26 protein-coding genes and 1 other RNA gene are annotated in these 25904 nt (G+C 68.5%); 19 read left to right on the forward strand and 8 right to left on the reverse strand.

Annotated elements, in window-relative coordinates; translation table 11 throughout:
• Window positions 1-60: 60 nt before the first annotated feature.
• Genes F787_RS0107205 through mnhG form a run of 7 tightly spaced genes read left to right on the forward strand, consistent with a single transcriptional unit; the run spans window position 61 to window position 5798 of the window.
• The gene (locus F787_RS0107205) at window positions 61-2364 is read left to right on the forward strand and encodes a putative monovalent cation/H+ antiporter subunit A (RefSeq protein WP_028491772.1); all 2304 of its coding nucleotides are present in this window, start codon (window positions 61-63) and stop codon (window positions 2362-2364) included.
• Window positions 2361-2786, forward strand: a complete 426-nt coding sequence (locus F787_RS0107210; protein ID WP_018870188.1) for a Na+/H+ antiporter subunit B — start codon at window positions 2361-2363, stop codon at window positions 2784-2786. Before F787_RS0107205 ends, F787_RS0107210 begins: the two co-directional genes overlap by 4 nt.
• Window positions 2783-3136 (forward strand): Na+/H+ antiporter subunit C, encoded by a 354-nt coding sequence (locus F787_RS0107215; RefSeq protein WP_018870187.1) that lies wholly within the window; start codon window positions 2783-2785, stop codon window positions 3134-3136. Before F787_RS0107210 ends, F787_RS0107215 begins: the two co-directional genes overlap by 4 nt.
• Window positions 3133-4647 carry a Na+/H+ antiporter subunit D gene (locus F787_RS0107220; RefSeq protein ID WP_028491773.1) on the forward strand — a complete coding sequence of 505 codons (1515 nt, stop codon included), beginning with the start codon at window positions 3133-3135 and terminating at the stop codon, window positions 4645-4647. The genes F787_RS0107215 and F787_RS0107220 overlap by 4 nt, the downstream gene beginning before the upstream one ends.
• Complete coding sequence (locus F787_RS0107225) at window positions 4644-5117, forward strand: Na+/H+ antiporter subunit E (protein ID WP_018870185.1); 474 nt, start codon at window positions 4644-4646, stop codon at window positions 5115-5117. The genes F787_RS0107220 and F787_RS0107225 overlap by 4 nt, the downstream gene beginning before the upstream one ends.
• Window positions 5117-5398, forward strand: a complete 282-nt coding sequence (locus F787_RS0107230) for a monovalent cation/H+ antiporter complex subunit F (protein ID WP_018870184.1) — start codon at window positions 5117-5119, stop codon at window positions 5396-5398. The genes F787_RS0107225 and F787_RS0107230 overlap by 1 nt, the downstream gene beginning before the upstream one ends.
• Window positions 5391-5798: a monovalent cation/H(+) antiporter subunit G gene (gene mnhG, locus F787_RS0107235; RefSeq protein WP_018870183.1), complete on the forward strand. Its 408-nt coding sequence runs from the start codon at window positions 5391-5393 to the stop codon at window positions 5796-5798. The genes F787_RS0107230 and mnhG overlap by 8 nt, the downstream gene beginning before the upstream one ends.
• A 133-nt stretch (window positions 5799-5931) precedes the next feature.
• Here the strand turns inward: mnhG and F787_RS0107240 are convergent, their stop codons facing one another.
• Window positions 5932-6381, reverse strand: a complete 450-nt coding sequence (locus tag F787_RS0107240) for a hypothetical protein (RefSeq protein WP_018870182.1) — start codon at window positions 6379-6381, stop codon at window positions 5932-5934.
• A gap of 218 nt (window positions 6382-6599) precedes the next feature.
• Between F787_RS0107240 and F787_RS0107245 the strand changes: the two genes are divergently transcribed.
• The 4 genes from F787_RS0107245 (at window position 6600) to F787_RS0107260 (ending at window position 10394) form a co-directional block, all read left to right on the forward strand.
• A complete protein-coding gene (locus tag F787_RS0107245; RefSeq protein ID WP_018870181.1) occupies window positions 6600-7268 on the forward strand; it encodes a metalloregulator ArsR/SmtB family transcription factor in 669 nt (222 codons plus the stop codon).
• A 52-nt stretch (window positions 7269-7320) separates the two neighbouring features.
• A complete protein-coding gene (locus tag F787_RS0107250) occupies window positions 7321-8640 on the forward strand; it encodes an MFS transporter (RefSeq protein WP_018870180.1) in 1320 nt (439 codons plus the stop codon).
• A 135-nt stretch (window positions 8641-8775) separates the two neighbouring features.
• Window positions 8776-9606, forward strand: a complete 831-nt coding sequence (gene mazG / locus F787_RS0107255) for a nucleoside triphosphate pyrophosphohydrolase (protein ID WP_028491774.1) — start codon at window positions 8776-8778, stop codon at window positions 9604-9606.
• A 56-nt stretch (window positions 9607-9662) separates the two neighbouring features.
• Window positions 9663-10394 (forward strand): ferredoxin--NADP reductase, encoded by a 732-nt coding sequence (locus F787_RS0107260; protein ID WP_018870178.1) that lies wholly within the window; start codon window positions 9663-9665, stop codon window positions 10392-10394.
• 4 nt (window positions 10395-10398) lie between these two features.
• On the opposite strand, the gene nadC is transcribed toward F787_RS0107260, so the two are convergent.
• The 3 genes from nadC to F787_RS0107275 are packed head-to-tail and all read right to left on the reverse strand — an operon-like array spanning window position 10399 to window position 13480.
• On the reverse strand, window positions 10399-11298 hold the full coding sequence (nadC, locus tag F787_RS0107265) for a carboxylating nicotinate-nucleotide diphosphorylase (protein WP_028491775.1): 900 nt from the start codon (window positions 11296-11298) through the stop codon (window positions 10399-10401).
• Window positions 11295-12719: an exodeoxyribonuclease VII large subunit gene (gene xseA / locus F787_RS0107270; protein WP_028491776.1), complete on the reverse strand. Its 1425-nt coding sequence runs from the start codon at window positions 12717-12719 to the stop codon at window positions 11295-11297. Before xseA ends, nadC begins: the two co-directional genes overlap by 4 nt.
• Window positions 12716-13480, reverse strand: a complete 765-nt coding sequence (locus tag F787_RS0107275; RefSeq protein ID WP_028491777.1) for a DUF4197 domain-containing protein — start codon at window positions 13478-13480, stop codon at window positions 12716-12718. The genes xseA and F787_RS0107275 overlap by 4 nt, the downstream gene beginning before the upstream one ends.
• A gap of 152 nt (window positions 13481-13632) precedes the next feature.
• On the opposite strand from F787_RS0107275, the gene guaB reads away from it, so the two are divergent.
• Both guaB and guaA read left to right on the forward strand, forming a co-directional pair.
• Window positions 13633-15093 (forward strand): IMP dehydrogenase, encoded by a 1461-nt coding sequence (guaB, locus tag F787_RS0107280; protein ID WP_019569751.1) that lies wholly within the window; start codon window positions 13633-13635, stop codon window positions 15091-15093.
• Window positions 15094-15158: 65 nt separating this feature from the next.
• On the forward strand, window positions 15159-16736 hold the full coding sequence (gene guaA, locus F787_RS0107285) for a glutamine-hydrolyzing GMP synthase (RefSeq protein ID WP_018870173.1): 1578 nt from the start codon (window positions 15159-15161) through the stop codon (window positions 16734-16736).
• 27 nt (window positions 16737-16763) lie between these two features.
• On the opposite strand, the gene F787_RS0107290 is transcribed toward guaA, so the two are convergent.
• From F787_RS0107290 to F787_RS0107305, 4 genes are all read right to left on the reverse strand, one after another.
• A complete protein-coding gene (locus F787_RS0107290; RefSeq protein ID WP_028491778.1) occupies window positions 16764-17615 on the reverse strand; it encodes an HDOD domain-containing protein in 852 nt (283 codons plus the stop codon).
• Between the two features lie 145 nt (window positions 17616-17760).
• Window positions 17761-19155 (reverse strand): glutathione-disulfide reductase, encoded by a 1395-nt coding sequence (gene gorA, locus F787_RS0107295; protein ID WP_028491779.1) that lies wholly within the window; start codon window positions 19153-19155, stop codon window positions 17761-17763.
• Window positions 19156-19328: 173 nt separating this feature from the next.
• On the reverse strand, window positions 19329-20078 hold the full coding sequence (locus F787_RS0107300; RefSeq protein ID WP_019591195.1) for a glutathione peroxidase: 750 nt from the start codon (window positions 20076-20078) through the stop codon (window positions 19329-19331).
• Window positions 20079-20263: 185 nt separating this feature from the next.
• A complete protein-coding gene (locus tag F787_RS0107305; RefSeq protein WP_028491780.1) occupies window positions 20264-21523 on the reverse strand; it encodes a diguanylate cyclase in 1260 nt (419 codons plus the stop codon).
• Window positions 21524-21688: 165 nt separating this feature from the next.
• Here F787_RS0107305 and ffs point away from each other — a divergent pair.
• The 6 genes from ffs to F787_RS0107330 all read left to right on the forward strand — a co-directional run bounded on the left by ffs (window position 21689) and on the right by F787_RS0107330 (window position 25882).
• Window positions 21689-21785: signal recognition particle sRNA small type (gene ffs, locus F787_RS16415), an RNA gene on the forward strand.
• Window positions 21786-21865: 80 nt separating this feature from the next.
• Complete coding sequence (gene dnaX / locus F787_RS0107310; protein ID WP_028491781.1) at window positions 21866-23695, forward strand: DNA polymerase III subunit gamma/tau; 1830 nt, start codon at window positions 21866-21868, stop codon at window positions 23693-23695.
• Window positions 23692-24018, forward strand: coding sequence for a YbaB/EbfC family nucleoid-associated protein (locus F787_RS0107315; RefSeq protein WP_018870167.1), 327 nt, complete (start codon window positions 23692-23694; stop codon window positions 24016-24018). Before dnaX ends, F787_RS0107315 begins: the two co-directional genes overlap by 4 nt.
• Before the next feature lie 11 nt (window positions 24019-24029).
• The gene (gene recR / locus F787_RS0107320; RefSeq protein ID WP_028491782.1) at window positions 24030-24620 is read left to right on the forward strand and encodes a recombination mediator RecR; all 591 of its coding nucleotides are present in this window, start codon (window positions 24030-24032) and stop codon (window positions 24618-24620) included.
• A 35-nt stretch (window positions 24621-24655) separates the two neighbouring features.
• Window positions 24656-25000 carry a histidine triad nucleotide-binding protein gene (locus tag F787_RS0107325; protein ID WP_018870165.1) on the forward strand — a complete coding sequence of 115 codons (345 nt, stop codon included), beginning with the start codon at window positions 24656-24658 and terminating at the stop codon, window positions 24998-25000.
• Between the two features lie 87 nt (window positions 25001-25087).
• On the forward strand, window positions 25088-25882 hold the full coding sequence (locus F787_RS0107330) for a hypothetical protein (RefSeq protein ID WP_028491783.1): 795 nt from the start codon (window positions 25088-25090) through the stop codon (window positions 25880-25882).
• Window positions 25883-25904 lie beyond the last annotated feature (22 nt).

The following is a 25904-nucleotide window of genomic DNA, read 5'->3' on the forward strand; positions in this document are numbered from 1 at the left end:
CGCTCCCGTGACGGGCGCCCGGCGGGCGCTCCCCGATCCCCTTTCAGGACCCCCGTCTGGATGCTGTTCGCGATTCTTTCAATCTTCGTGGTGGCGGCGCTGGCGCCCGTGGTGCATCGGGCGACCGGGCGCCACAGCGGCTGGGTGCTGGCCCTGTTGCCGGCGGCCCTGTTCGTCTACTTCGCGAGTTTCCTGCCCGCCGTCGCGGCGGGTGAGAGCGTGCGCCTGGCCTGGCAGTGGATGCCCGGGCTGGATGTCCAGTTCTCCTTCCTGATCGACGGCCTGTCGCTGATGTTCGCGCTGCTGATCGCGGGCATCGGCGTGTTCGTGGTCAGCTACGCCGGGCGCTACCTCGAGGCGCACCGCGACCTCGGGCGCTTCTACGTGCTGATCCTGTCGTTCATGGGCTCCATGCTGGGGCTGGTGCTGGCCGACAACATCATCCTGATGTTCATCTTCTGGGAGCTGACCAGCATCACCTCCTACCTGCTGATCGGCTACAACCACGAGGATCTCAAGGCGCGCAAGGCCGCGCTGCAGGGCCTAATCGTAACGGTGGGTGGCGGTCTGGCGCTGCTGGCCGGTCTGGTGCTGCTGGGCGTTGCCTCCGGGTCCTGGGAGCTCTCGGAGATCCTGGCCGGCGAGGATTCGCTGCACGAGCATGCGCTGTACCTGCCGCTGGTGATCCTGATCCTGCTGGGCACCTTCACCAAGTCGGCCCAGTTCCCGTTCCATTTCTGGCTGCCCAACGCGATGGCCGCGCCCACGCCGGTCTCGGCCTATCTGCACTCGGCCACCATGGTGAAAGCGGGCGTGTATCTGATGGCGCGCCTGAACCCGGAGCTGGGCGGCACCGAGCTGTGGACCTGGACGCTGGGCCTGTTCGGCGCGGTGACCATGTTCACCGGCGCCTGGATGGCCATCCAGAGCACCGAGATCAAGAAGCTGCTGGCCTATTCCACGGTGATGGCGCTGGGTACGCTGACCATGCTGATCGGCATCGGCACGCCGTATGCCGCGATGGCCGGCGCGACCTTCCTGCTGGCGCATTCGCTGTACAAGGGCGCGCTGTTCATGCTCGCCGGTTCCATCGACCACGGCACCGGCGAGAAGGAAATCCCGAACATGGGCGGGCTGCGCCGCGCGATGCCACTGACCGCGGCGTTCTCGGTGATCGCCGCGCTGTCGCTGGCCGGGCTGCCGCCGCTGTTCGGCTTCGTCGGCAAGGAACTGATGCTGGAGGCGGCCCTGGGCGCCCCCGACGCGCTGGCCGTGGTCCTGCCGTTGCTGGCGCTGGCCTCGGCCATCCTGGTGGTGGCGGTGGCGGCGATCGTCGGGCTGCGGCCGTTCTTCGGTGCGCGTCGGGAATACAAGCGCACGCCGCATGAATCGCCGGGTGCGATGCTGGCCGGGCCGGCGGTACTGTCCGTGCTGGGGCTGGTCCTCGGTCTGTTCCCGGCGCTGGCGCAGCCGCTGGTGGCGGCCACCGCGATGTCCATCCACGGGGCCGATACCGGGATGGAGCTCAAGCTGTGGCACGGCATCAATCTGCCGCTGGGCATGTCGCTGCTGAGCCTGGCCGCGGGTCTGGTGATCTATCGCTTCTGGGATTCGGTGCGTGCCGGCATCGGACGCATCATGGTGCCGGCCGGGCGCATCGCGCCGGAGCGCGGCTACGAGCGCTTCATGGACGGACTGGTGTGGTTCTCGTCGTTCCAGACGCGGGTGCTGCAGAACGGCTACCTGCGCACCTACGTGATGGTCACCATGCTGACCACGGTCGCGCTGGTGGTGGGCACGTTTGCGGCCCTGGGCGGCTTCGAGATCTCGGTGCGCTTCGACGACATCCTGATCCACGAGTGGGTGATCGTCGCCCTGGTCGCACTGGCCGCCATTTTCGTGGCCACCACCAGTTCGCGGCTGGCCGCGGTGGCTTCGCTGGGCATCGTGGGCTTCGGCGTCGCGCTGATCTACGTGTTCTTCAGCGCGCCGGATCTGGGGATCACCCAGGTCCTGGTCGAGACCCTGACCGTGATCCTGCTGGTGCTGGTGCTGTTCCGCCTGCCGGGCTTCCTGAAGTTCTCCAATCCGCTCACGCGGGTGCGTGACGTGATCGCCTCGCTGGCGGTAGGCGTGACCATGACCGCGGTGCTGATGGCCACCCTGGGCGTGCAGTACTTCCCGGCGATCTCCGAATACCACATCGCCGAGTCCGAGCCGTCGGCCTACGGGCGCAACATCGTCAACGTGATCCTGGTCGACTTCCGTGCCCTGGACACCCTGGGCGAGCTGTTCGTGCTCGCGCTGGCCGCGGTGGGCGTGTACGCGATGATCAAGTTCCGTGCGGAGGACCGCAAGTCATGATGGCCGGCTCGCTCATCCTGCAGACGGGGACGCGGCTGCTGCTGCCACTGCTGCTGCTGTTCTCGGTGTTCCTGCTGCTGCGCGGCCATGACGAGCCGGGCGGCGGGTTCATCGCCGGTCTGGTGGCGGCGATGGCCTTCGCGCTGTACATGTTTGCCTTCGATGTCTACAAGGCGCGCGCCATCCTGCGCATCGACCCGCGCAACATGCTGGGCATCGGTCTGCTGCTGGCGACCCTGTCGGGCGTACCCGCGCTGCTGCAGGGGCGCGCCTACCTGACCTCGCTGTGGTGGGACGTGGAGGTCCCGCTGTTCGGCGAGCTCAAGCTCTCCACCCCGCTGGTGTTCGACATCGGCGTGTACCTCGTGGTGATCGGCACCGTGCTGACCATCGTCCTGGCCCTGGCGGAGGCGGAAGAATGACTGCGGAACCCCTGCTCGCGATCCTGGTGGGCGTACTGTTCGCCACGGCCACCTACCTGATGCTGCGGCGCAGCCTGGTCAAGCTGGTGATCGGCCTGATCCTGCTGTCCAACGCCGCCAACCTGCTGATTTTCGCCACCTCGGGCCTGACCCGGGGCGCGCCGCCGCTGATCCCGGAGGGCATGCTCACGCCCGACGGCGCGGTGGCCGACCCGCTGCCGCAGGCCCTGATCCTCACCGCGATCGTCATCAGCTTTGGCGTGCTCGCCTTTGCGGTGGTGCTGATCCATCGCGCCTACGAGGTGGTGGGCGCGGATGACCTGGACGAAATGAAGGATACGGACACGTGAGGCTCGAGGTCGCCCTTCCGGTCATCATCCCCCTGTTTTTCGGGAGCCTCGCGCTGGCCTTCTGGCAGTGGCGCGGGGTGCAGCGCGCGGTGGGCGTGCTGGGTGGCGTCGCCCTGACCGCCGCCGGCATCTGGCTGCTGGTGGCGGTGTGGAACGACGGCGTGCTGGCCATGCACATGGGGAGCTGGCAGGCGCCGTTCGGCATCGTGCTGGCGGCCGACCTGCTGAGTGCGACCATGGTCCTGCTGACCGGCGTGATGGGGCTGATCGTCGCGCTGTATTCGCTGGTCTCGATGACCCCGGATCACGAGCGCTTCGGCTACCACCCGCTGCTGCAGCTGCTGCTCGCCGGGGTCGCCGGGGCCTTCCTCACCGGGGACATCTTCAACCTGTACGTGTGGATCGAGGTCCTGCTGGTCGCGTCGTTCGCGCTGCTGATCCTGGGCGGCGAGCGCGCGCAGATGGAGGGGGCGATCAAGTACGTCACCCTCAACCTGGTGTCGTCGCTGATCCTGCTGGCCGCGGTGGGTCTGACCTACGGCCTGTTCGGCACCCTGAACATGGCGGAGCTGGCGGCCTACATGGGCGAGGCCGAGAACACCGGTCTGGTGACCGTGGTGGGCGTGCTGTTCATGGTCGCCTTCGCGATCAAGGCCGCGGCATTCCCGCTGTTCTTCTGGCTGCCGGCCTCCTACCACACCCCGCCGGTGGCGATCTCGGCGATCTTCGCCGCGCTGCTGACCAAGGTCGGGGTGTACGCGCTGATCCGCTTCTTCACCCTGATGTTCACCGAGGCCCCGGAGGTCACCCAGAACATCCTGCTGTGGGGCTCCGGCTTCACCATGCTGGTGGGCGTGCTGGGCGCGGCGGCGCAGTTCGAGTTCCGCCGCATCCTGGCCTTCCACAGCGTCAGCCAGATCGGCTACATCATCATGGGCCTGGCCCTGCATACCCCGCTGGCGCTGGCCGGTTCGCTGCTGTTCATCCTCCATCACAGCATCGTCAAGACCAACCTGTTCCTGATCAGCGGGATCTCCTATTTCGCCCGTGGCACGCACGAGCTGAAGGATCTTGGCGGGCTGTATCGCACGCACCCCGGACTGTCGGTGCTGTTCCTGGTCTCGGCGCTGTCGCTGGCCGGGCTGCCGCCGCTCTCCGGGTTTCTGGTCAAGCTGATGCTGGTGCGCGCGGGTCTGGAGATCGAGGCCTACTGGATCGTGGCGATCGCGCTGATCACCGGCCTGCTGACGTTCTACTCCATGGTCAAGATCTGGGCCGAAGCGTTCTGGAAGGCCGACCCGCGCGGCGAGCAGGCCCCGGCCAACGGGCCGGCGTGGCCCGAGCGCGGGGGGCTGTGGCTGCTGTATGCGCCGGTGGCCGCCCTGGCCGGGCTGGCGGTGCTGATGGGCGTGGCGGCCGAGCCGTTCCTGCAGCTGGCCATGGCCGCCGGTGAGCAGATGCTGGACGTGGATGCCTATGTCGAGGCGATTCTGGGGGGCGACGCGCAATGAACCTGCTCGCACTCAACCTCCTGCTGGCCCTGGCCTGGATGATGCTCACGGGCAGCTTCACCGCGACCAGCCTGCTGTCCGGTCTGGTGTTCAGCTACATGGCCCTGTGGGTCGCGTTCAACCGCAAGGCGGATCACAGCAGCTTCTTCTGGAAGGTGCCGAAGGTGATCTCCTTCATCGCGTTCTTCATCTATGATCTGATCAAGGCCAACCTGGTGGTGGCCTGGGACGTCCTGACGCCCACCCATTTGATGAAGCCCGGTGTGATCGCGTTCCCGCTGCGGGCCCATACCGATGCGCAGATCACCGTGCTGGCCAACCTGATCTCGGTGACCCCGGGCACGCTGAGTCTGGATGTCTCCACCGATCGCAAGGTGCTGTATATCCATGCGATGTACCTGCAGGACGAGGACAAGCTGCGGCAGGAACTGCGGGACATGGAAAGCCGCGTGATGGAGTTGATCGACTGATGCCGATTCTCGACTGGGCCGTGAACGCGACCTTCGTGATCCTCAGCCTGGCGCTGGTGATCATCTTCATACGCCTGATCAAGGGCCCCAGCCTGCCGGACCGGGTCGTGGCGCTGGAACTGATCGCCTCGCTGACGGTGGGGTTCATCGCCACGCATGCGGTGGCGACCGGCATGGCCAACTTCCTCGACGTGGCCGTGGTGCTGGCGCTGACCGCGTTCCTCGCCGCGGTGGGCTTCGCGCGGTATCTGGAGAAGGGAGGTTACCGCAGTGATGATTGAGTGGATCACCGCCTTCCTTTTGTTGCTGGGCTCGCTGCTGATGCTGCTGGCGGCGCTGGGCGCGCTGCGCATGCCCGACCTGCTGACCCGTATGCATGCGACCACCAAGGCCGGCGCGCTCGGTGGCGGCACCATGGTGGTGGCGGCCGCGGTGTTCTTCGATGACGGCGCCGTCACCGCCCGCGCGCTGGCGATCGTGGTGTTCATCATCCTGACTGCCCCGGTGGCCGCGCACCTGATCGGCCGCGCCGGCTATTTCGTCGGCATCCCGCTGTGGGAGGGGACCCTCAAGGACGAACTGAAGGATCGCTACGATCCCGAGACCCACACCCTCGCTTCGGAGGACAAGCCGGAGGACAGGAAATCCTCCGCCCCCGCCGAAGAGCGCGACCGCGACTGACCGATTCCCGGGGCTCCGGTCACGGCCGGTGCATCCCGCACCCCCGCGTCGCGCGCACAAAAAAGCCGGGGCCCGCAGGCCCCGGCAAGTTCACGCTTCACGTACGAAGGGGTGTCCGGAGAGACGCCCGGGATCAGGCCGCGTGGGTCTCCTTCGCCTCGCGCGCGGCTTTCGCTTCTTCGGGATCGTAGGCCGCCCCGGACCACAGCATTTCGTAGGCGATTTCCTCGTTGCCGTTCTCGCACAGCTCCAGCACTTCCTGGAACAGGGGCTGGAAGGTCTCGCTGCGATGGGAGGCCTCATGTTCCTCCATCGTGCGCCAGAAGGTGATGATCAGCGCTTCCTTGTCCTTCATCGGGCTTTCCACGGCCTGGCCGATGGTGGAGCCCTCGTTGGAGACCGCACCGGAGTTCAGGGCCACGAAGCCCCCGACGAAGCCGGTGTCCGAGTGATAGGTCTTCACGTTCTCGCACAGCACGGCCACGCGTTCCTGCAGGTCGTCGATGCTGTATTCCGGCTTCAGGATGACCCGGTTGATGGTCACCACGCCGTCCGGCGGAAAGTTCTGGATCAGATTGCTCATAACGACCTCCTCAGTTTGCGGAAGATGCCCTCGGGCATTGTCGCTTCATTCAGCGAATCAGCATGTGCTGAATGAATTGTTGACCAATCTACTCAGGAAATGGCTGTACGCAACAAAGGCACACGGGCCGAAGGGCCTGGGAAGGGCGGGGTTGTGTCGGGTGGCCGGCCCAGTATATCGTGCATTCCAACGAATATTGGAATGTAGAGTGTCCCGCGATGGACAAGCGCGAACTGAAGGACGTGCTGTACGAGCAGGTGGCGCGAATCACGCGCGCCGCGGCCAGCCCCAAGCGCCTGGAGCTGATCGAGGTGCTGGTGCAGGGCGAGAAGACCGTCGAGCAGCTGGCGGCGGACACCGACATCAGCGTCAAGCTGGTCAGTGCCCACCTCAAGGCCCTGCGCGAGGCCCGGCTGGTGACCGCACGGCGCGCCGGACGCCATGTCCATTACCGTCTGGTCGACCGGCATGTGGCGGATTTCTGGGTGATGCTGCGTTCGCTGGCGGAGGAGCGCCTGCTGGAGCTGCAGGCGGCCACCCGCGAGCTGACCGAGCGCGCCGACGAGCTGGCTCCGGTCGCCGGCCACGAGCTGCTGGAACAGGCACGGCGTGGCGAGGTGGTGGTGCTGGACGTGCGCCCCGGGGTCGAGTACGCGGCCGGGCATCTGCCGTGTGCGCGCTCCATCCCGCTGGAGGAACTGGACGAACGCCTGCAGGAGCTGCCGCGTGACCGCCCGGTTGTGGCCTACTGCCGCGGCCCCTACTGCCTGATGGCGAAGGAAGCGGTGGCGCTGCTGGGCGAGCACGGGATCGCCGCGCAGCGGATCGAGGAGGGCGTGGCCGAATGGCGCCACGCGGGCCTGCCGCTGGCCGACGAGCGGGACTGACGCGGCCGGGGCCCCGGCCGCGAGATAACGCATTTCCAGAGGAAACCGGAACATGGACAAGCACAAGGCCGCCGAGGCCTACGATCACATCACGCACGGGATCCGCGAGAACCTCGGGCAGTTCAGCCAGCAGCTGATCCAGGTGTTTTTCGTCGGCCTGACCATCGGGATGATGCGCACGGTCATCCCGGCGCTGGCGGAGGACGAGTTCGGCGTGGCCGAGGGCTCGTTCATGCTGCTGACGGCCTTCGTGGTGGCCTTCGGGATCGTGAAGGGCGCGCTCAATTTCGTTGCCGGCCGGCTGTCCGAGCGCATGGGCCGCAAGAATGTCCTGCTGCTGGGCTGGCTGTCCGCCATCCCGATCCCGTTCATGATCCTGTACGCCCCGACCTGGGGCTGGATCGTCGCCGCCACGGTGCTGCTGGGCGTGAACCAGGGTCTGGCCTGGTCGATGACGCAGACCGCCAAGATGGACATCACCCGGGCGAACGAGCGCGGCTTCACCATGGGCATGAACGAGTTCTCCGGCTATGTCGGCGTGGCCGTGGCCGGCATCGTCACCGGGTACATGGCGTCTGCCCTTGGCCCGCGCGTCGGCCTGCTGGTCTTTGGCCTGGTGGTGATCGCGCTGGCGATCGTGATGACCTTCCTGCTGGTGCGCGAGACCATTGACTGGGCGAAGGCCGAGGGGGCCCGCCATGCGGCCGGTCGCAACGACGGGCCGGTGGCGCGCTATCCGCAGAACATCCCCGACGCCCCCACGACCTGGCAGGTGTTCACCCTGATGTCCTGGCGCGACCGGCGCATGGCGGCGTTCAGTCAGGCCGGGCTGGTGGAGAAGTTCGTGGACGCGCTGGTGTGGGTCTTCTATCCGGTGTTCCTGTACCAGCAGGGCCTCGGTCTGGCGGCGATCGGCTGGATCGTCGGCATCTACGGCTTCGTCTGGGGCGGCTCGCAGTTCTTCACCGGCCGTCTGTCCGACCATATCGGTCGCATGAAACCCATCGTCTGGGGCATGTGGATCTGTGGCGCCGGGGTTGGGCTGACCCTGCTCGGTACCGGGGTCATCTGGTGGTCGTTCGCCGCGGTGGTCACCGGCTTCGGCATGGCCCTGCTGTACCCCAACCTGAGTGCGGCGGTCGCGGACATCGCGCATCCCAACTGGCGCGGATCGGCGATCGGGACCTACCGCTTCTGGCGCGACCTGGGCTACGGCATCGGCGCGCTGGGGCTGGGCATCGTCGCGCATCTGGGCGGCTCGGTGGAATGGGGCTTCTGGTTCGTGGTGATCGCGATGTTCCTGTCCGGGGCCCTGGTCTGGTGGTGGGGCGAGGAGACCCATCCGCGCCTGAACCCGGCCGACCCGAAGTAGGTCACCGCCGGGTCCGCGGCGGGCCGCACCGACCCACGGCCGGAGCCCGGCCCGTGCCGTTACGCCGGGCCGGGTTTTCCGTCACGGGATCGGGGCGTTGGCGCGGGGCGACCGCGGTCCGTACACTGCCCGCACATGACGGAATCCAACCCCCTGACCCGGCTGCGCGAGATCATGGCGCGACTGCGCGACCCCGAGCACGGCTGTGCCTGGGACCGTGCGCAGACCGCCGCGAGCATCGTCCCGCATACCCTCGAAGAGGCCTATGAGCTGGCCGACGCCGTCGCGCGTGACGCCGGCGACGCGGCCTCCACCGCCGAGCTGCGGGAAGAACTCGGGGACCTGCTGTTTCAGGTGGTCTTCCAGGCGCGCATCGCCGAGGAAGCCGGGCGCTTCGATCTGGATGACGTCGCCTGCGGGATCGCCGACAAGCTGGTGCGGCGCCATCCGCACGTGTTTGCCGGCCACGCCTTCGGTGACGATGCCGAACGCGAGGCGGCCTGGGAGGCCGACAAGGCCGCCTCCCGCGAGCAGCGGGGCCATGCCAGCTCGATGGACGACATCCCGCTGGCGCTGCCGGCGCTGGCCCGCGCGGTCAAGACCCAGCGGCGGGCCGCGCGTGACGGCTTCGACTGGGACGACGCCGGGCCGGTGGTCGACAAGATCCATGAGGAGATGGCCGAGGTGAACGAGGCCGTGGCCGCCGGCGCCGATCCGGACGCGGTGGCCGAAGAGGTCGGCGACGTGCTGTTCGCGGTGTCCAACTGGGCGCGTCATCTGGGCGTGGATCCGGAGGGCGCGCTGCGCGGCAGTACCCGCAAGTTCGAGGCCCGCTACCGGCGCATGGAGGCCCTGGCCGAAGGCCGGGGCCAGTCGTTGTCCGCGCTCGATTTCGCCGAGCAGGAGGCGCTGTACCAGCAGGCCCGTCGCCAGCTGCGTGGCGACCCCGAATCAACCCCCGAATAACTCCGAACAACCCCGAACGGCCGGGCACCCGTCCCGTCCCGAGAAAAGGAACCCGTATGGAACACGGCCTGGATTCGCTGCCCGATCACTTCATGCCCGCGCGCATCGAGCGCATCGAGCAGGTGACCCCGCTGATCCGCAGTTTTACCCTGGCGGCGGACCCGCAGCGCTTCGTCTCGCGTGCCGGTCAGTGGCTGGACCTGGTGATCCCGCAGGGCGATGCCAAGCCCTTCGTCGGCGGCTATTCGGTGGTCTCCGCGCCGCACGATGACGGCCGCCTGGAGCTGGCCATCAAGTACGCCGATCACCATGCGGCCACCCATCATCTGCACACCGCGGCGCGCGAGGGCGACACCGTCTACATCACGCCGGGGCAGGGGGATTTCTGCTTCGAACACGGCATGGCCGACAACGTGGTCTTGCTGGGGGCCGGCATCGGGGTGACCCCGCTGTTCAGCATCCTGCGCTATGTGCACCAGTCGGCCCCCGATGTGAATGCGCACCTGGTCTACAGCGTGGCGCGTCAGGACGAGGTGCTGTTCCCCGAGGAGCTGGAGCGCCTGGCGCAGGCCGACAACATCGACGTGACCCTGACCGTGACCCGCGAGGCGGAGGACTGGCTGGGGCACACCGGGCGGATCTCGCATTCGTTGCTGGAGTCGCTGGAGCTGCCGCGCGACGCGCTGTTCTATTTCTGCGGTTCGCGCGAGTTCATCGAGGACATGGCCACGCTGCTCGGCGAATGGGGCATTCCCGAGGCGCAGCTCAAATACGAGAAGTGGTGGTAGGGCGTCAGGCGTCGCTGTCGAGACGCAGCGACAGGTCCACCGCCCGCAGGTGCTTGGTCAGCGCCCCCACCGAGATGTAGTCCACCCCCGAGTCGGCGACTTCCAGCAGGGTCGCGGCGGAGACCCCGCCGGAGGCCTCGGAGATCGCGTGTCCGCGGATGCGCCGCACCGCTTCGGCGCGATCCGCGGGTGCCAGCTCGTCCAGCATGATCACGTCGGCCCCGGCGGCCAGCGCCTGGTCGACCTCGTCGAGGTTTTCGGTCTCCACCTCCACCCAGCGCCCGGCGCCCAGCGTGCGCGCCTGCTGCACCGCGGCGGCGATGGAGCCGCAGGCGGCGATGTGGTTCTCCTTGATCAGCACCGCGTCCCACAGGCCCAGGCGGTGGTTGTGGCCGCCGCCGATGCGCACCGCGTACTTCTGCGCGTGGCGCAGGCCGGGCAGGGTCTTGCGGGTGTCGAGGATGCGCGCATGGTGGTCCTGCAGGCGCGCCACCCAGCGGGCGGTCTCGGTGGCGGTGCCGGACAGGGTCTGCAGCAGGTTGAGGGCGGCGCGCTCGCCGGCCAGCAGCGCGCGGGCCGGGCCCTCGATGCGGGCGATCCGGGTCTCGGCCGCGCAGGCCTCGCCCTCGGCGACCGCCCATTCGATGCGCAGGTTCGGGTCCAGCCGGGCGAGCACGCGTTCCGCCCAGGGCTGGCCGCAGAGGACGGCATCCTCGCGCAGCCACAGCGAGGCGCGCGCATGCCGCCCGGCCGGGACCAGCGCCGCGGTCACGTCGGCGGCCATGCCGCCGGGCCCGAGGTCCTCCTCCAGCGCGGCGGCCACCTCGCGCTCCAGCGCGGCGGGGTCGGGTTCGGCGGGGCCGCGGACGAACGGGTCGCGGGGCTTTTCAAGGTGCAGGGTCATTGCGGGTCTTCCGTTGCCGGGTGGCTGCGGACCACTGTCAGATCGACGTGGCCATGCGCCAGGCGGGCGGATACCGCGTCTCCGCGGTTCACGTCGGCGGCGTCCCGCAGCAGTCCGCCGTCCTCGGTGGACAGGATGGCATAGCCGCGGCGCAGTACCGCGGTGGGATCCAGCGCGTGCAGCTGGCGCCGGCTCGCCTCGAACTGGCGCCGGCGTGCATCCAGCTGGCGCTGCGTCGCGCTGCGCAGGCGCTGATCCAGACGGTGCAGGCGTTCGCGCCGGGCCGCCAGATCGCGGTCCGGGCGTACCTGCTGCAGCCGCTGGCGCAGGTGCTCCAGGCGCAGGCGGGCGTGGTTCAGCCGCGCCCCGGGAGAGGCCCCGGCGAGGCGCAGGCGGGCGCGCTGCAGGCGCTGTTCGGCGCGTTCCAGACGCAGCCGCCCGGCGCGTTGCAGGCGTTCGCGCTGCTCGTCGAGGCACTGGAGGTTGCGCTCCAGGATCTGGCGCGGATGGCGCCGCTGCAGGCGGCCGGCGAGCCCTTCCAGGCGTGCGCGATCCTCGTGGATGCGACGCGCCAGGCGCTGTTCCAGGCGTGCGCGCAGTTGGTTGAGCTGCTGGCGCAGGGCGGGGCCGTCGGGGCTGACCGCCTCGGCCGCCGCGGTGGGGGTGGATGCGCGCAGGTCGGCGACGAAATCGGCGATGGTGACGTCGCTTTCGTGGCCCACGCCGGTCACCACGGGGATCGGACAGTCCGCGATCGCGCGCGCCACGCTCTCCTCGTTGAAGGCCTGCAGGTCCTCCAGCGAACCGCCGCCGCGTGCCAGCAGGAGCACGTCCACCGCGCGTTCCTCGCCGGCACGCTGCAGGGCGGCGACGATCTGTTCGGCCGCCGCGGCGCCCTGGACCGCAACGGGATACAGCGTGACCGGCAGCAGCAGCGGAAACCGGCGCGCCAGCGTGCGTTCGATGTCGTGGCGGACATCGCCCTGGGCCGAGGTGATAACGCCCAGGCGATGGGTCCGCGCCGGCAGCGGCCGCTTGCGCGCGGGGTCGAACAGGCCCTCGGCCTCGAGCTGCTTCTTCAGCTGCTGGAAGGCGGCCAGGAGCCGGCCCTCGCCGGCGGGTTCGAGCCGCTCGACCACGATCTGGAACTGCCCGCGGGCGGGGTAGATGCCCGCGCGTCCGCCCACCTGCACCGCATCGCCGTCCGCGAAGGGCGCTGCGCGCCGGGCGTTGCCGCGGAACAGCACGCAGTTGACGCTGGCGTTCTCGTCCTTCAACGAGAAATACTGGTGGCCCGACGGGTAGCGGCGCAGGTTGGAGACCTCGCCCTCGACCCGCACCGATCCCAGTCCGTCGCGCAGCAGTCCGTCCGCGCACTGGTTCAGCTGGGCCACGGTCAGGACCGCGGCGGTGTCGCTCATTCGCCGCCTCCGAACACGCGTTCCAGCAGTTCGGTGCCGCGTCCGACCGGGTCGGCCCGCAGCGCCGCCTCTTCCTTTGCCAGGGTGTCGAACAGACCGGACATCGCGTAGCCCAGTACGTGGTCCACCGGATCGAAGGCGATGTCGGCGACGAACGGGATGTCCTCGACCTCGGCCAGCAGGTCGTTGTAGGCGCTGATGGCACCGGATTCGCGCAGGGCCTCGTCGATGACCGGCTCCATGCGTGCGGCCAGCGGGTCGCTCATGCGGGTCTCGAAGTGGCGGGTGGCGGCATCGTCGGGGCCCTGGATGATCTCGCGGGCCTCGTCCAGGGTCAGGTCCTCGATGGCGTCCAGGAACAGTTCGCGGGCCTGCGGGGCGGCGTCCTCGGCGGCCCGGTTCATGCGTTCGTGCAGGTCGTCGACCGGGCCCGCCGCACCGAAGCGGTCGAGGGTGTCGCGCGTGGACTGCACCAGTCCGGGCAGCGGGATGCGCACCTCCGGGTTTCCCCAGAAGCCGTTGTGGCGCGCCAGTTCGCCGGTGGCGTTGCGGGTGGCGATGGACAGCGCCTCGCGCAGGGCGTCGATGCGCTCGTCCTGGCTGAGAGCGCTGCCATTGTCGCCCCCGGTCAGGCTTCCCAGGGCCTCGCGGCCGCGTTCCCACCAGTCGGCGCCGGCGGGTGCGGCGGCCAGCAGGGCGGTTCCCGGCAGGAGGCGGAACAGGAACCGGCGGCGGCCGGCAAGGCGGGATGTCGATGACATGTCTGAACCCTTCGGAATGCGGAGATACAAGGGTAACTTCGCAGCGCCGCGGATGCGACGCACGTGCCCGATCCGCCTTTACCCGTCAAGCCCCGGATTCTATACTGTCCGGCTCTTTCCTCCCGGTCCCCGGGCCCTGTCTGGAGTGGTGCATGCGGATACTCGGTGAAGCCCTGACCTTCGATGACGTTCTGCTGATTCCCGGGCACTCGAACGTCATCCCGCGCGACGTCGACATCTCCACCCGGATCAGCCGCGGGATCACGCTCAGCGCGCCGCTGGTCTCCGCGGCCATGGATACGGTGACCGAGGCCAGCCTGGCGATCGCCATGGCGCAGGAGGGCGGCATCGGCATTGTCCACAAGAACATGCCGGCCGAGGCCCAGGCCCGCGAGGTCTGGCAGGTCAAGAAATACGAAAGCGGGGTGATCAGCGAGCCGATCACCGTGGGGCCCGACGCTTCCATTGGCGACGTGGTGCGGCTGACCCGGGACAGCCACATCTCCGGCGTGCCGGTGGTGGACGGCAACGATCTGCGCGGCATCGTGACCTCGCGCGATCTGCGCTTCGAGACCCGCATGGAGGCCCCGGTCTCCGAGATCATGACCCCGCGCGACCGGCTGGTCACCGTGCGCGAGGGTGCCGGGCGCGAAGAAATCCTCGGTCTGCTGCACAAGCACCGCATCGAGAAGGTGCTGGTGGTCAACGACGCCTTCGAGCTGCGTGGCATGATCACCGTGAAGGATATCCAGAAGTCCACCGAACACCCGTATGCCAGCAAGGACGAGCGCGGCCGCCTGCGCGTGGGCGCTGCGGTGGGCGTGGGCGAGGGCACCGACGAGCGCGTCGCCGCGCTGGTCGAGGCCGGCGTGGACCTGATCGTGGTGGATACCGCTCACGGTCACTCGCAGGGGGTGCTGGATCGCGTCGCCTGGGTGAAGAAGCACTACCCGGACGTGCAGGTGGTGGGCGGCAACATCGCGACCGCCGATGCAGCGAAGGACCTGGTGGCCGCCGGCGCCGACGGGGTGAAGGTCGGTATCGGCCCGGGCTCGATCTGCACCACCCGCGTGGTGGCCGGGGTCGGCGTGCCGCAGATCACCGCGATCTCCGAGGTGGCCGGGGCCCTGGAAGGGACCGACGTGCCGCTGATCGCCGATGGCGGCGTGCGCTTCTCCGGCGATCTTGCCAAGGCGGTGGCCGCCGGTGCCCATTGCGTGATGCTGGGCTCGATGTTCGCCGGCACCGAGGAGGCGCCGGGCGAGGTCGAGCTCTACCAGGGGCGCTCCTACAAGATCTACCGCGGCATGGGCTCGCTGGGTGCGATGCAGCAGGGCTCCTCCGACCGCTACTTCCAGGACCCGAACGCCCCGGCCGACAAGTTCGTGCCCGAGGGTATCGAGGGCCGCGTGCCGTACAAGGGCTCGATCGTCGCCATCATCTATCAGCTGATGGGTGGCCTGCGCTCCTCGATGGGCTACGTGGGCGCGCAGAACATCGCCGAAATGCGCAGCAAGCCACAGTTCGTGCGCGTGACGGCCGCCGGCATGCGCGAGAGCCACGTGCACGACGTGGCGATCACCAAGGAAGCCCCGAACTATCGCATGGACTGATTCGGCCCGCCGGCCGGATCCCCGACACAGACCCCGGCCACCCGGCCGGGGCAGTGGATGACCACATGACCCAGGATCTGCACGCCCACCGCATTCTGGTACTGGACTTCGGTTCCCAGTACACCCAGCTGATCGCCCGCCGCGTCCGCGAGGCCGGAGTCTATTCCGAGGTGCATGCCTGGGACATGCCGGCGGAGGACATCCGCGCGTTCGCGCCCACCGGCATCATCCTTTCGGGCGGGCCCGAATCGGTGAACGTCGAGGCACCGCCGCGCGCCGAGGACGTGGTGTTCGAGCTGGGCGCGCCGGTGCTGGGCATCTGCTACGGCATGCAGACCATGGCCGCACAGCTGGGCGGGCGCGTCGAACCCTCCGAACGCCGCGAGTTCGGCTATGCCCAGGTGCGTGCCCGCGGCCATACCCCGCTGCTCCGCAATATCGAGGACCACACCACGCCCGAGGGCTACGGGATGCTCGACGTGTGGATGTCGCACGGCGACCACGTGACCGAACTGCCCGAGGGCTTCCGCCTGATGGCCTCCACGGATTCGGCGCCAATCGCCGGCATGGCCGACCCGGACCGCGGCTTCTACGGCGTGCAGTTCCACCCCGAGGTCACGCATACCACCCAGGGGCAGCGGATCCTCGAACGCTTCATCTACGAGATCTGCGGCTGCGAGGCGCTGTGGACCGCCGACAACATCATCGAGGACATGGCCGCGCGGGTGCGCGAGCAGGTCGGCGACCAGCGCGTGGTGCTGGGCCTGTCCGGCGGGGTGGATTCCTCGGTGGTCGGCGCGTTGCTGCACAAGGCGATCGGTGATCAGCTCACGTGCGTGTTCGTGGACACCGGCCTGCTGCGCGAGGGCGAGGGCGACCAGGTGATGGCGACCTTCGCCCGCCATCTGGGCGTGAACGTGATCCGGGTGGATGCCGAAGACCGCTTCATGAGCGCGCTGGCCGGCATCGAGGACCCCGAGGCCAAGCGCAAGGTGATCGGCGGGCTGTTCATCGACGTGTTCGACGAAGAGGCCGGCAAGCTGGAAAACGTGAAGTGGCTGGCCCAGGGCACGATCTACCCCGACGTGATCGAGTCGGCCGACTCCAAGACCGGCAAGGCCCATGTGATCAAGTCGCACCACAACGTGGGCGGCCTGCCGGAGAACATGAAACTCGGTCTGGTCGAGCCGCTGCGCGAGCTGTTCAAGGACGAGGTGCGCAAGATCGGTGTCGAACTGGGCCTGCCCACCGAGATGGTCTACCGTCACCCGTTCCCGGGGCCCGGCCTGGGCGTGCGCATCCTCGGTGAGGTGAAGAAGGAATACGCCGATCTGCTGCGCCGGGCGGATGCGATCTTCATCGAGGAACTGCGCAAGGCCGATCTGTACGACCGGACCTCGCAGGCGTTCGCGGTGTTCCTGCCGGTGAAGTCGGTCGGGGTGATGGGCGACGGCCGGCGCTACGACTATGTGGTCGCGCTGCGCGCGGTGGAGACCATCGACTTCATGACCGCCCGCTGGGCCCACCTCCCGTACGAGTTCCTCGATCACGTCTCGCGCCGCATCATCAACGAGATCCCCGGCATCTCGCGCGTCACCTACGACATCTCCGGCAAGCCCCCCGCCACCATCGAGTGGGAGTGAGTCCCGCCCCCTGCTCGAGGGGCGGTCCTACTCGAAGATCTGGTTGACGTGGTTCAGGCCGGCCTCGTCGGTGTCCCAGTCCAGGGTCAGCCGGTCGGGGTCGCCGGTGAGCCGGCGGAAGGCGGGGACCTCGCTCCGGTCCACGGTGGCGAGGCGGTGGCGGGTGCCACCGTAGGACTCGATGTTGGCGGCCTGCAGGATGTCGGTGTAGGAGACCGGCTCCTGGGCGCCCGGATCCTGGCGGATCTTTTCGTGATCGCCCACCGCGCGCACGATCTCCGGGTCGAAGTTCCAGCTCTTGAGCATCGCCCGGCCCATCGGCACGTGGGCCGCGTCGATCGCGGCCTGGATCGCGCGCGGATCCTCGTAGATCTCTTCCACCTTCTCGGCGCGACGCAGAATGGGCACGGCGCCGATGTCGTGGACCAGTCCGGCCAGCAGCGCGATGTCCGCGTCCAGATGGCGCTGCCGGCGGGCCAGCAGATAGCTGAGGACCGCGACCTCCAGGCTGTGGGCCCAGAGCTGCTCCATGCGCTCGCGGATGGCCTCGTTGCCGGTCTGGAAGACTTCCTTCATCGAATGGGTCAGCACGACCTGGCGGACCCGTTCCATGCCCAGACGGGTCACGGCCGAGTGGATGGTGGAGCAGCGATGCAGCCCGCGATAGGCGGGGCTGTTGGCCTGGCGTACCAGACGCGAGGCCAGGGCGGTGTCGCGCGAGATCAGGTTGACCAGGTCGGCGATCGTGCTGTTGTCGTCCTGCACGATGAACAGCGCCTGCACGGAGATGTCCGGCAGGGTGGGGATGTCCACCAGCTGCCGGTCGAGGTCGCTTCGCAGTTTCTCGAGGAAGTTTTCGACATCCGTGCGGGTAGCCAAAAGATGCACTCCGTGCGGCGTTTCTGTGGCGTGGAGTATGCCACAGCCACCGGCGTTCGGGGTTGCAGGTCCCACGGGCCTTCGCCCGGATGGGGGCCCGCAACCCCGTGGCACGCGCCTGCGGGGCGGGGTGCCGTTCCGCAGGTCAGGCGGCTTCGGCGAGGCCCTCCGCACGGCCGGGGCGACCCTGCTTGAGGGTGACCAGTTCCTCGGCGCTGGTGGGATGCAGCGGGATGGTCAGGTCGAGGTCGCGCTTGGTCGCACCCATGCGCACCGCCACCGCGAAGCCCTGCAGCATCTCGTCCACGTGGGGGCCGATCATGTGGATGCCGACGACCTTTTCGTCGTCGCCGGCGCACACCAGCTTCATCACCACCGGCGGGACCTCGCCCTCGGCAAAGGCCCGGTCGAGGCCGCCGAAGCTCGTCTCGTAGATCCGCACCGAGTCGCCGTGACGTTCCACGGCTTCGGGCTCGGTCAGTCCGACCATGCCGGCGGTGGGATGGGTGAAGGTCACCGTGGGCACCTGTTCGTAGTCCACCGGTACCGGGTTGTTTTCGGGGGCATACCAGTGCTCGGCCAGACGCCGGCCGGCGGCGATCGCCACCGGGGTCAGCGGGGCCTTGCCGATGATGTCCCCCAGGGCGTAGATCCCTTCGACATTGGTCGCCTGCCACTCGTCCACCGGGATCACGCCACCGGGGCCGGTTTCCACGCCGGCCTCTTCCAGCCCCATGTCCGCGGTGGCCGGTTTGCGGCCGACGGCCCACAGCACCTGCTGGTAGGGGCCGAGTTCTTCGCCGCCTTCCAGCTGCACGGTGACCGCGCCCGGTTCGCCGCCCAGCCCGGACACCTTCACCCCGAGGTGACGGCCGATGCCCTGGTGCTCCATGTGCTGGTCCAGGGCGTCGCTGATGGCGGGATCGAACATCTCCAGCACGCGATCTTCCATCGCGACTACGTCGGTCTGCACGCCCATGGAGCGCAGCATCCCGGCCATCTCCAGGCCGATGTAGCCAGCCCCGATCACGGCGATGGACTGCGGCAGTTCGGTCCACTGGAAGAAGTCGTCCGAGGTCGCGCCCAGTTCGGCCCCTTCCAGCGGCGGCACCACCGGCGCCCCGCCCATGGCCAGCACAATGCGATCGGCGCGGTATTCGGTGCCGCTTTCGCTGATCACGCGGTCGCTTCCGTTCAGCCGGGCGCGCTCGGCGATGTGGGTCACGCCCAGCTTTTCCAGGTGCCCGGACCAGAACTCGTTCAGGTTGCCGAGCAGCTTTTGCCGTTGCTCGGCCAGCTCGCCGTAGCGAATGCCGCGGATGTCCACGTCCACGGCGAATTCGCCGGCCTGGCGGGCCTGGCTCATGTGTTCCGCGGCGTACCAGGTGAGCTTTTTGGGCACGCAGCCCTCGTTCACGCAGGTCCCGCCCAGCGGCTTCGGGTCGAACACGGCGACGCGGGCGCCATGGGGCGCGGTGCGTTCGGCCACCGCCAGGCCGCCGCTGCCGCCGCCGATCACGATGATGTCGTAGTGTTCCATGCTCTTTTCCCTGTTCGTTGTCGGTCTGATTCGAAGTCTGCCATGGCGAGCGCTCAAGGAGCGGTCGCCGGGGTCCGCCATCCGTGTCCGCAGGTCCGAGGGGGGGGCGGCCTGCGGACACGGATGGCCACCCGTGGTGGCCGGGGCGGGCCGGGCCCGCCCCGGATCCGGGATCACGCCGCCTGGCGCTCGCGGTGGATCCACTGCTCCAGTTCTTCGGAGCCGCCGATGCGGTGGCCGCCGACGAACACCTGGGGCACGGTCATCGCGCCGGTGGCGGCGCGCAGGCTGCGCAGGCTGGCGTCACGGCCGAGCACGATCTCCTCGTAGTCCAGGTCCGCGTCCTCCAGCATCTGCTTGGCGCTGGCGCAGTACGGGCAGCCCGGCTTGGTGAATACCACCACGTCCTCGGGGCAGGCCGCATCCGGCGCCACGTACGACAGCATGGTGTCGGCGTCGGAGACCACGAAGGGGTCGCCCGGCTCGTCCGGCTCGATGAACTGCTTCTCGATCACGCCGTCGCGCACCAGCATGGAATAGCGCCAGGAACGCTCGCCGAAGCCGAGGTCGCTCTTGTCGACCAGCATGCCCATCTTCTCGGTGAACTCGCCGTTGCCGTCCGCCAGGAAGGTGATGCGGTCGGCTTCCTGGTCGGCCTGCCAGGCTTCCATCACGAAGCCGTCATTGACCGAGATGCACACGACCTCGTCGATGCCGTGCTTCTTCAGAACCGGTGCCAGCTCGTTGTAGCGCGGCACGTGGGCCGAGGAGCAGGTCGGGGTGAAGGCGCCCGGCAGGGCGAACACCACCACGTTGCGGCCGTTGAAGATGTCCGCGCTGCGGACGTCGTTCCAGTCGTTGTCCTTGCGGCAGCGGAAGGTGACTTCCGGGACGCGCTGACCTTCGCGATTTTCCAGTTCCATGTTCTCTCTCTCCTGTTGCAGATTGCGGTTTCGGAAACGGGTGAAAAGTCATGTGCCGGCCCGTGGCCGACGACAGGTGCAAGATTAAGGGACGCTCTTCGATAAATCTAATCTTTTATAATTAAAATGATATTAGCCCAAGGCTATGATCGAGGTCGCCGGGGGAAGGGCCTCGCCATGGACCTTCATGCCGGACGCGCCAGGATCACGCGGTTGCGGCCGTCGTGCTTGGCGCGGTAGAGGGCCTGGTCCGCAACGGAGATCAGCTGGCCGGGGGCACCGGCATCGCGGGGGAACAGCGCCGCCCCGATGCTGACGGTGACGCGTGAGCGGTTCAGCGGTTCGGGCCAGCGGGCCCCGGCCACGGCGGCTCGCAGGGTCTCGGCGAAGTCCTCGGCCCGGACCGGGTCCGCACCCGGCAGGACGATCATGAATTCCTCGCCACCCCAGCGCATGGCGATGGCGTGTTCCGGCAGCGATTCGCGGATGCACTCGCCGAAACGTTCCAGCACCGTGTCTCCGGCCTGATGGCCGTGACGATCGTTGATGGTCTTGAATTCGTCGAGATCCAGCGCCAGCAGCGCCAGGGGCCGATCCTCGTGCTCGCAGGCGGTCAGGGCCTTCTCGAACAGTTCCTGTCCCCGCCGGCGGTTGTAAAGGCCGGTGAGCGAGCAGTAATCCGCCCTTTGCTGAAGGGACAGCTCGAGGGTCTTGGTGTCGGTCACGTCGTGGATCATGCCGCAGACCCGCAGTGGCTTTCCGTGGTCGTCCCGCAGCACGATGCGTCCGCGGTCGGAGACCCACAGATAGTGCCCGTTGCGGTTGCGCAGCCGGTATTCGGCGTGAAAGGCGGGCCGGCGGCCGGCCAGATGATCCTCCAGTTTGGTCAGGACCAGCGGCCGGTCCTCGGGGTGCACGTTCTCCTTCCAGGTGTCGATGACCTCTTCCATCTCGTCGGGACCGTACCCCAGCAGGGACTTCAGGTTCGGGCTGAACACCAGACGTTCCTGCTGCGGATACCAGTCCCAGACCCCCTCGGCGATGTCGTACAGGACCTGCCAGTGTTCGCGGCCGGCGTCCTCGTCCGGCGACGACCCGCGTTCGGGGATCTCGCGGGCGACCGACACGAAATACTCGCGCCCGTCGACATGCTGCACCGACGTCAGGATCTCCACCGGGATGGCCGAACCGTCCGCGTGGCGGTGCTCGCCGAGGAAGCGATAGGGCGCCTGGTTGCGGATGACCTCGGCGATCTCGCTCCAGGCCGGCATGCCCTGTACGCCGGTCTGGAGCGACATCACCGATTCGTGCAGGAGCTGGTCACGGCTGAGCCCGAGGCTGGCATGCGCCTTTTCGTTGCCGTCGATGATCCGTGAGGTCTCCGGATCGATGATATAGACGGCGTCCGGGAGGCCGTGAAAGAACGACGCGGCTGAAGCGGCCATGGGGATCCCGGCTGAAGCGACTGGGGCCGGCATTTTACCCCGGCCGGCGCGGGGTTGCGAGCGCGGGCACCGGATCGAGGTTGACGTGCGTGGCCGAAACCCTGATGCTTTCGGGCTCGGTCGGGCGGAGGTGATCCGTGCGACCAACAGCGTTATGGTGGTCCGTATCAGTCCCCTCGCGACGACAGGTTGTGAACCCCGCCAGGCCCGGAAGGGAGCAACGGTAGCAACTGCGTCGGGCGCCGGGGTGTGGCGGGTGCGGGCCACCTCCCTTCCAGTTTCGCTTTCCGGTGGGGCCGAGTGCCCGGAGGCCACGGCGACCGCTCCGTCCATGGGAGAGGCATGAGTCACCAGGTTCTGGCCCGCAAGTGGCGGCCCTCACGTTTCGAGGATCTCGTCGGTCAGCCGCACGTGGTGCGCGCGCTCTCCAATGCGCTGTCCGGCGAGCGGCTGCATCATGCCTATCTGTTCGCCGGCACCCGCGGCGTGGGCAAGACCACCGTGGCGCGCATCCTCGCGCGCTGTCTCAACTGCGAGACGGGGGTGACCGCCGAACCCTGCGGCCAGTGCCGTTCCTGCGTGGAGATCGCCGAGGGGCGGCACCTTGACCTGATCGAGGTCGACGCGGCCTCGCGCACCCGGGTGGACGACACCCGCGAGCTGCTGGACAACGTGTCCTACGCCCCCACCACCGGCCGCTTCAAGGTGTACCTCATCGACGAGGTGCACATGCTGTCGGAGAAGAGCTTCAACGCGCTGCTCAAGACCCTGGAAGAGCCGCCGGAACACGTGAAGTTCCTGCTGGCGACCACCGACCCGCAGAAGCTGCCGGTGACGGTGCTGTCGCGCTGTCTCCAGTTCAACCTCAAGCCGATGCCGGCGCCGCTGATCGCCGATTACCTGACCGGCGTGCTCGAAACCGAGGGCGTGAGTGCCGAACCCGGTGCACTCCTGCGTCTGGCCGAGGCGGCCGAGGGCTCGATGCGCGATGCGCTCAGTCTCACCGACCAGGCCATCGCCTACGCCGGCGATCAGCTGAGCGAGGGGGCGACCTGCGACATGCTGGGGCTGCTGCCACGCACCCGGTTGACCGGGCTGCTGGATGCGGTGTTCGCCGGGGACGGCGCGGCGCTGGTCCACGGTCTTGCCGAGCTGGATGCCCTGGGGCCGGACTGGTCGCGGCTTCTGGATGAACTGGCCTCGTTGCTGCACCGGGTGGCGGTACTGCAGGTGGCGGGCGAGGTGGCCGATGGCGGCGAAGCGGGCCTGGACTGGGCGCGCGAGGCCGCCGGCCGCGAAGACCCCGAGGCGATCCAGCTCGCCTATCAGATCCTGATCCATGGCGTACGCGACCTGCCGTATGCACCGGAACCGCGCATGGGGGTCGAAATGACCCTGCTGCGGCTGCTGGCCTTCCGTCCGGAGGGCTCGCCGGAGCCCGCGTCCGGTACCACAACCGGCGGGAGCGGCGCGGCTGGCCGGCCCGAGAACCCCGCGAACCGGGGCCCGGCGGTGCAGGCCGAGCCCGCGTCCAGTGCCGCGCCCGCGGCCGAGGCCGAGGCCCCGGAGCCGGCGCGGGCAAGCCCGTCTTCCACGCGCGGGCCGGATGCCGGGGAGGCCGGCGCGGTACGCGAGCCGCATGCGGCCTCGGCCTCCGCGCCCCCGGAGAAGACCGCCGGAGCCGATGCGGCGGGCGCTGCCCGCCCGGCGCCGGCCCCGGTGCCCGCCGCTCCGGTGGCCGAGGGCGAATTCGACTGGCATGCGTTTGCCGCAGGTCTTCCCGCGGGTACCGCGCGTGAAATCGCGCTGCAGGCCGAATTTCGTTCGCTGGATACGGAGCGGCTGACGCTCGCGCTGCCGACCGACTACCGCATGCTGTGCACGGAACGGGCCCGGGAACGCTTGTCCAGGTCCCTGGAGGCGCATCTCGGCCGCGGCGTGCGTCTGGAGATCGTGGATCAGGAAGAAGCCGGTGGTGACACGCCGGCCGCGCGTCTTGCGGCGGATGCCGAGGCGCGTCAGGCTGAAGCCGAGTCCGCCATGCGGCAGGATCCGGTGGTGCAGGCGCTGCACGAGCGCTTCGGGGCCGAACTCGGCCCGGTGCGCCTGCGCGACGACGACCCGACACTTAATCAGGACCCCGGAACAGCGGGACAGGAGAACCGAAAATGATGAAAGGCGGCATGGGCAACATGATGAAGCAGGCCCAGAAAATGCAGGAAGAAATGCAGCGCGTGCAGGCCGAGCTGGCCGAGATGGAGGTCGAGGGCCAGGCCGGTGGCGGGCTGGTCAGCGTGACCCTGACCGGCAAGCACGAAGCACGCAAGGTGCGGATCGATCCCAGCCTTTTCCAGGACGATCCCGATATGATCGAGGATCTGGTGGCCGCGGCCATCAACGATGCCGTGCACAAGGTGGACACCACCAGTCAGGAACGCATGAGTGAACTGACCAGCGGCATGGGCCTGCCGGCGGGCATGAAACTGCCGTTCTGAGCCGGACCGCGGTGGATACGGAACTCGACGACCTGGTACAGGCACTGCGCTGCCTGCCGGGGGTGGGCGGCAAATCGGCCCGGCGCATGGCGCTGCACCTGCTGGAACGCGACCGCGAGGGCGCACGGCGCCTGGCACGGGCGGTGGACGCCGCGGTGGAGAACATCGGCCACTGTTTGGTGTGCCGGACGCTGACTTCGGCGGAGACCTGCGAGCGCTGTCTGGATCCCGATCGCGACGACCACGTCCTGTGCGTGGTCGAGAGCCCCGGTGACGTGATGGCGATCGAGGCGGCGACCGACTTCAACGGTCGCTTCCACGTGCTTCTGGGGCGGCTGTCGCCGCTGGACGGCATCGGCCCCGAAGAACTGGGGCTGGACCGGCTCGAGGAACGCCTGCGCCAGCAGGGCACCGAGGAGCTGATTCTCGCCACGAACACCTCCGTGGAGGGCGAGGTCACCGCCCACTACCTGGCCGAGATGGCCGGGCGCCTGGGAATCCGCGCCACGCGCATCGCGCAGGGGATCCCCAGTGGCGGGGAGCTGGAATACACCGATGCGGGGACCCTGGCGCACGCCTTGTCGGGGCGCCGCGATTACTGATATAAATCGCGCCGGCCGGGCGCGGTGGAGGCACCATGGAAGACTGCATCTTCTGCAAGATCGTGGCCGGGGAGATCCCCGCGACCATCGTCCGCGAGACCGATGACGTGATCGCCTTCGAGGACCTGCATCCCCAGGCGCCGCTGCATGTCCTGGTGATTCCGCGGCGGCACATCGCGACCCTGAACGACCTCACCGCCGAGGACGCGGAAACCGTCGGCAACATGGCCCGGGTGGCGGCCGGCATCGCCGCCGAGCGGGGCTATGCCGAGGACGGCTATCGTACCGTGATGAACTGCAACCAGCAGGGCGGTCAGACGGTCTACCATATACACATGCACCTGCTCGGTGGTCGGCCCCTCGGCTGGCCCCCGGGCTAGCGAACGCGACGGGCCGGGGAGGCCGGCGCCGTGGCAATAGGGAGAACGGGCGTGAAGCAACGCGGAGATCATAACGGCACCACGGCCATGGCCGGGGCGGAGAATGCCCCGGGCCGGGCACGCGTGGTTGCCCGGCTGGCGGTGCCGTTGATGCTGGTCGCGGTGTGCGCGACGCCGATGGTTGCGGCGGCCGAAGTAGCGGCCGATGATGACACCACCCGCTTCTCCGTGACCCGGACCCTGAATCTCGACGGTGGCGATCCGGTTGCGGCGGTGGGCGACCTGTCCTCCTTCTCCGCCGCGGCGGGTGCGGGCGGAGAGACCCGGCCCGATCCGCGTTACCGCCTGATGCTGGATGCCGACGCGGTGTCGCGTCCGGCGGATGACATCACCGGTGTGGGCGACCGTTTCGAGGCGACCGGCGCTTTCCGCCAGCGCCTGGGCTCCAGTGGCCTGGGGTACGGGGTTGATCTGGGCTTCGGCATGGAGTCGCGCAGTGCGCCGGGACACCTGCGCGAGGATGCGGGTACCACTTCCTATTTTACCGACTTCAGCTTCGGCCCTACCTTCGAGTCGGGCGGTTTCGACAGCCAGCTGCGGGTCGGCGTGCGCCAGCCGCTGGCGGGCGATTCGCGCGAAACGGTCGCTGCGGGAGGTGGCCTGCAACCGCGCGATCACACGCGTGGCGCCAGCTATCTGAGCCTCGACGGCAGCCTCCGCCTGCGCAACGACAGCGAGCTGTCGATGAGCCTGTTCTACGATGACTATTCGCTGGAATCCTCCGAAGGCTGGATGGAAGACCGGCTGGAATTCGACGGCATGCGTCCCGAATCCGGAGGTTCCTCGTCGGTGTTCGGCGTGGAGATGGGCCTGACCTTCTGATTCGTTTTGTTTCGTGCCGCGG

The sequence above is a fragment of the Thioalkalivibrio sp. ALE19 genome (genome assembly GCF_000428605.1).
GTDB lineage: Bacteria > Pseudomonadota > Gammaproteobacteria > Ectothiorhodospirales > Ectothiorhodospiraceae > Thioalkalivibrio.

Coding starts and splice junctions, on each gene's coding strand:
- F787_RS0107330 (WP_028491783.1), top strand. CDS start 25,088: ATGGCCGGGGCGGAGAATGCCCCGGGCCGGGCACGCGTGGTTGCCCGG.
- F787_RS0107230 (WP_018870184.1), top strand. CDS start 5,117: ATGCCGATTCTCGACTGGGCCGTGAACGCGACCTTCGTGATCCTCAGC.
- F787_RS0107315 (WP_018870167.1), top strand. CDS start 23,692: ATGATGAAAGGCGGCATGGGCAACATGATGAAGCAGGCCCAGAAAATG.
- nadC (WP_028491775.1), bottom strand. CDS start 11,298: ATGACCCTGCACCTTGAAAAGCCCCGCGACCCGTTCGTCCGCGGCCCC.
- F787_RS0107205 (WP_028491772.1), top strand. CDS start 61: ATGCTGTTCGCGATTCTTTCAATCTTCGTGGTGGCGGCGCTGGCGCCC.
- F787_RS0107215 (WP_018870187.1), top strand. CDS start 2,783: ATGACTGCGGAACCCCTGCTCGCGATCCTGGTGGGCGTACTGTTCGCC.
- guaB (WP_019569751.1), top strand. CDS start 13,633: ATGCGGATACTCGGTGAAGCCCTGACCTTCGATGACGTTCTGCTGATT.
- mnhG (WP_018870183.1), top strand. CDS start 5,391: ATGATTGAGTGGATCACCGCCTTCCTTTTGTTGCTGGGCTCGCTGCTG.
- F787_RS0107240 (WP_018870182.1), bottom strand. CDS start 6,381: ATGAGCAATCTGATCCAGAACTTTCCGCCGGACGGCGTGGTGACCATC.
- F787_RS0107300 (WP_019591195.1), bottom strand. CDS start 20,078: ATGGAACTGGAAAATCGCGAAGGTCAGCGCGTCCCGGAAGTCACCTTC.
- F787_RS0107325 (WP_018870165.1), top strand. CDS start 24,656: ATGGAAGACTGCATCTTCTGCAAGATCGTGGCCGGGGAGATCCCCGCG.
- mazG (WP_028491774.1), top strand. CDS start 8,776: ATGACGGAATCCAACCCCCTGACCCGGCTGCGCGAGATCATGGCGCGA.
- F787_RS0107260 (WP_018870178.1), top strand. CDS start 9,663: ATGGAACACGGCCTGGATTCGCTGCCCGATCACTTCATGCCCGCGCGC.
- F787_RS0107250 (WP_018870180.1), top strand. CDS start 7,321: ATGGACAAGCACAAGGCCGCCGAGGCCTACGATCACATCACGCACGGG.
- F787_RS0107225 (WP_018870185.1), top strand. CDS start 4,644: ATGAACCTGCTCGCACTCAACCTCCTGCTGGCCCTGGCCTGGATGATG.
- F787_RS0107245 (WP_018870181.1), top strand. CDS start 6,600: ATGGACAAGCGCGAACTGAAGGACGTGCTGTACGAGCAGGTGGCGCGA.
- F787_RS0107275 (WP_028491777.1), bottom strand. CDS start 13,480: ATGTCATCGACATCCCGCCTTGCCGGCCGCCGCCGGTTCCTGTTCCGC.
- guaA (WP_018870173.1), top strand. CDS start 15,159: ATGACCCAGGATCTGCACGCCCACCGCATTCTGGTACTGGACTTCGGT.
- F787_RS0107305 (WP_028491780.1), bottom strand. CDS start 21,523: ATGGCCGCTTCAGCCGCGTCGTTCTTTCACGGCCTCCCGGACGCCGTC.
- xseA (WP_028491776.1), bottom strand. CDS start 12,719: ATGAGCGACACCGCCGCGGTCCTGACCGTGGCCCAGCTGAACCAGTGC.
- dnaX (WP_028491781.1), top strand. CDS start 21,866: ATGAGTCACCAGGTTCTGGCCCGCAAGTGGCGGCCCTCACGTTTCGAG.
- gorA (WP_028491779.1), bottom strand. CDS start 19,155: ATGGAACACTACGACATCATCGTGATCGGCGGCGGCAGCGGCGGCCTG.
- F787_RS0107210 (WP_018870188.1), top strand. CDS start 2,361: ATGATGGCCGGCTCGCTCATCCTGCAGACGGGGACGCGGCTGCTGCTG.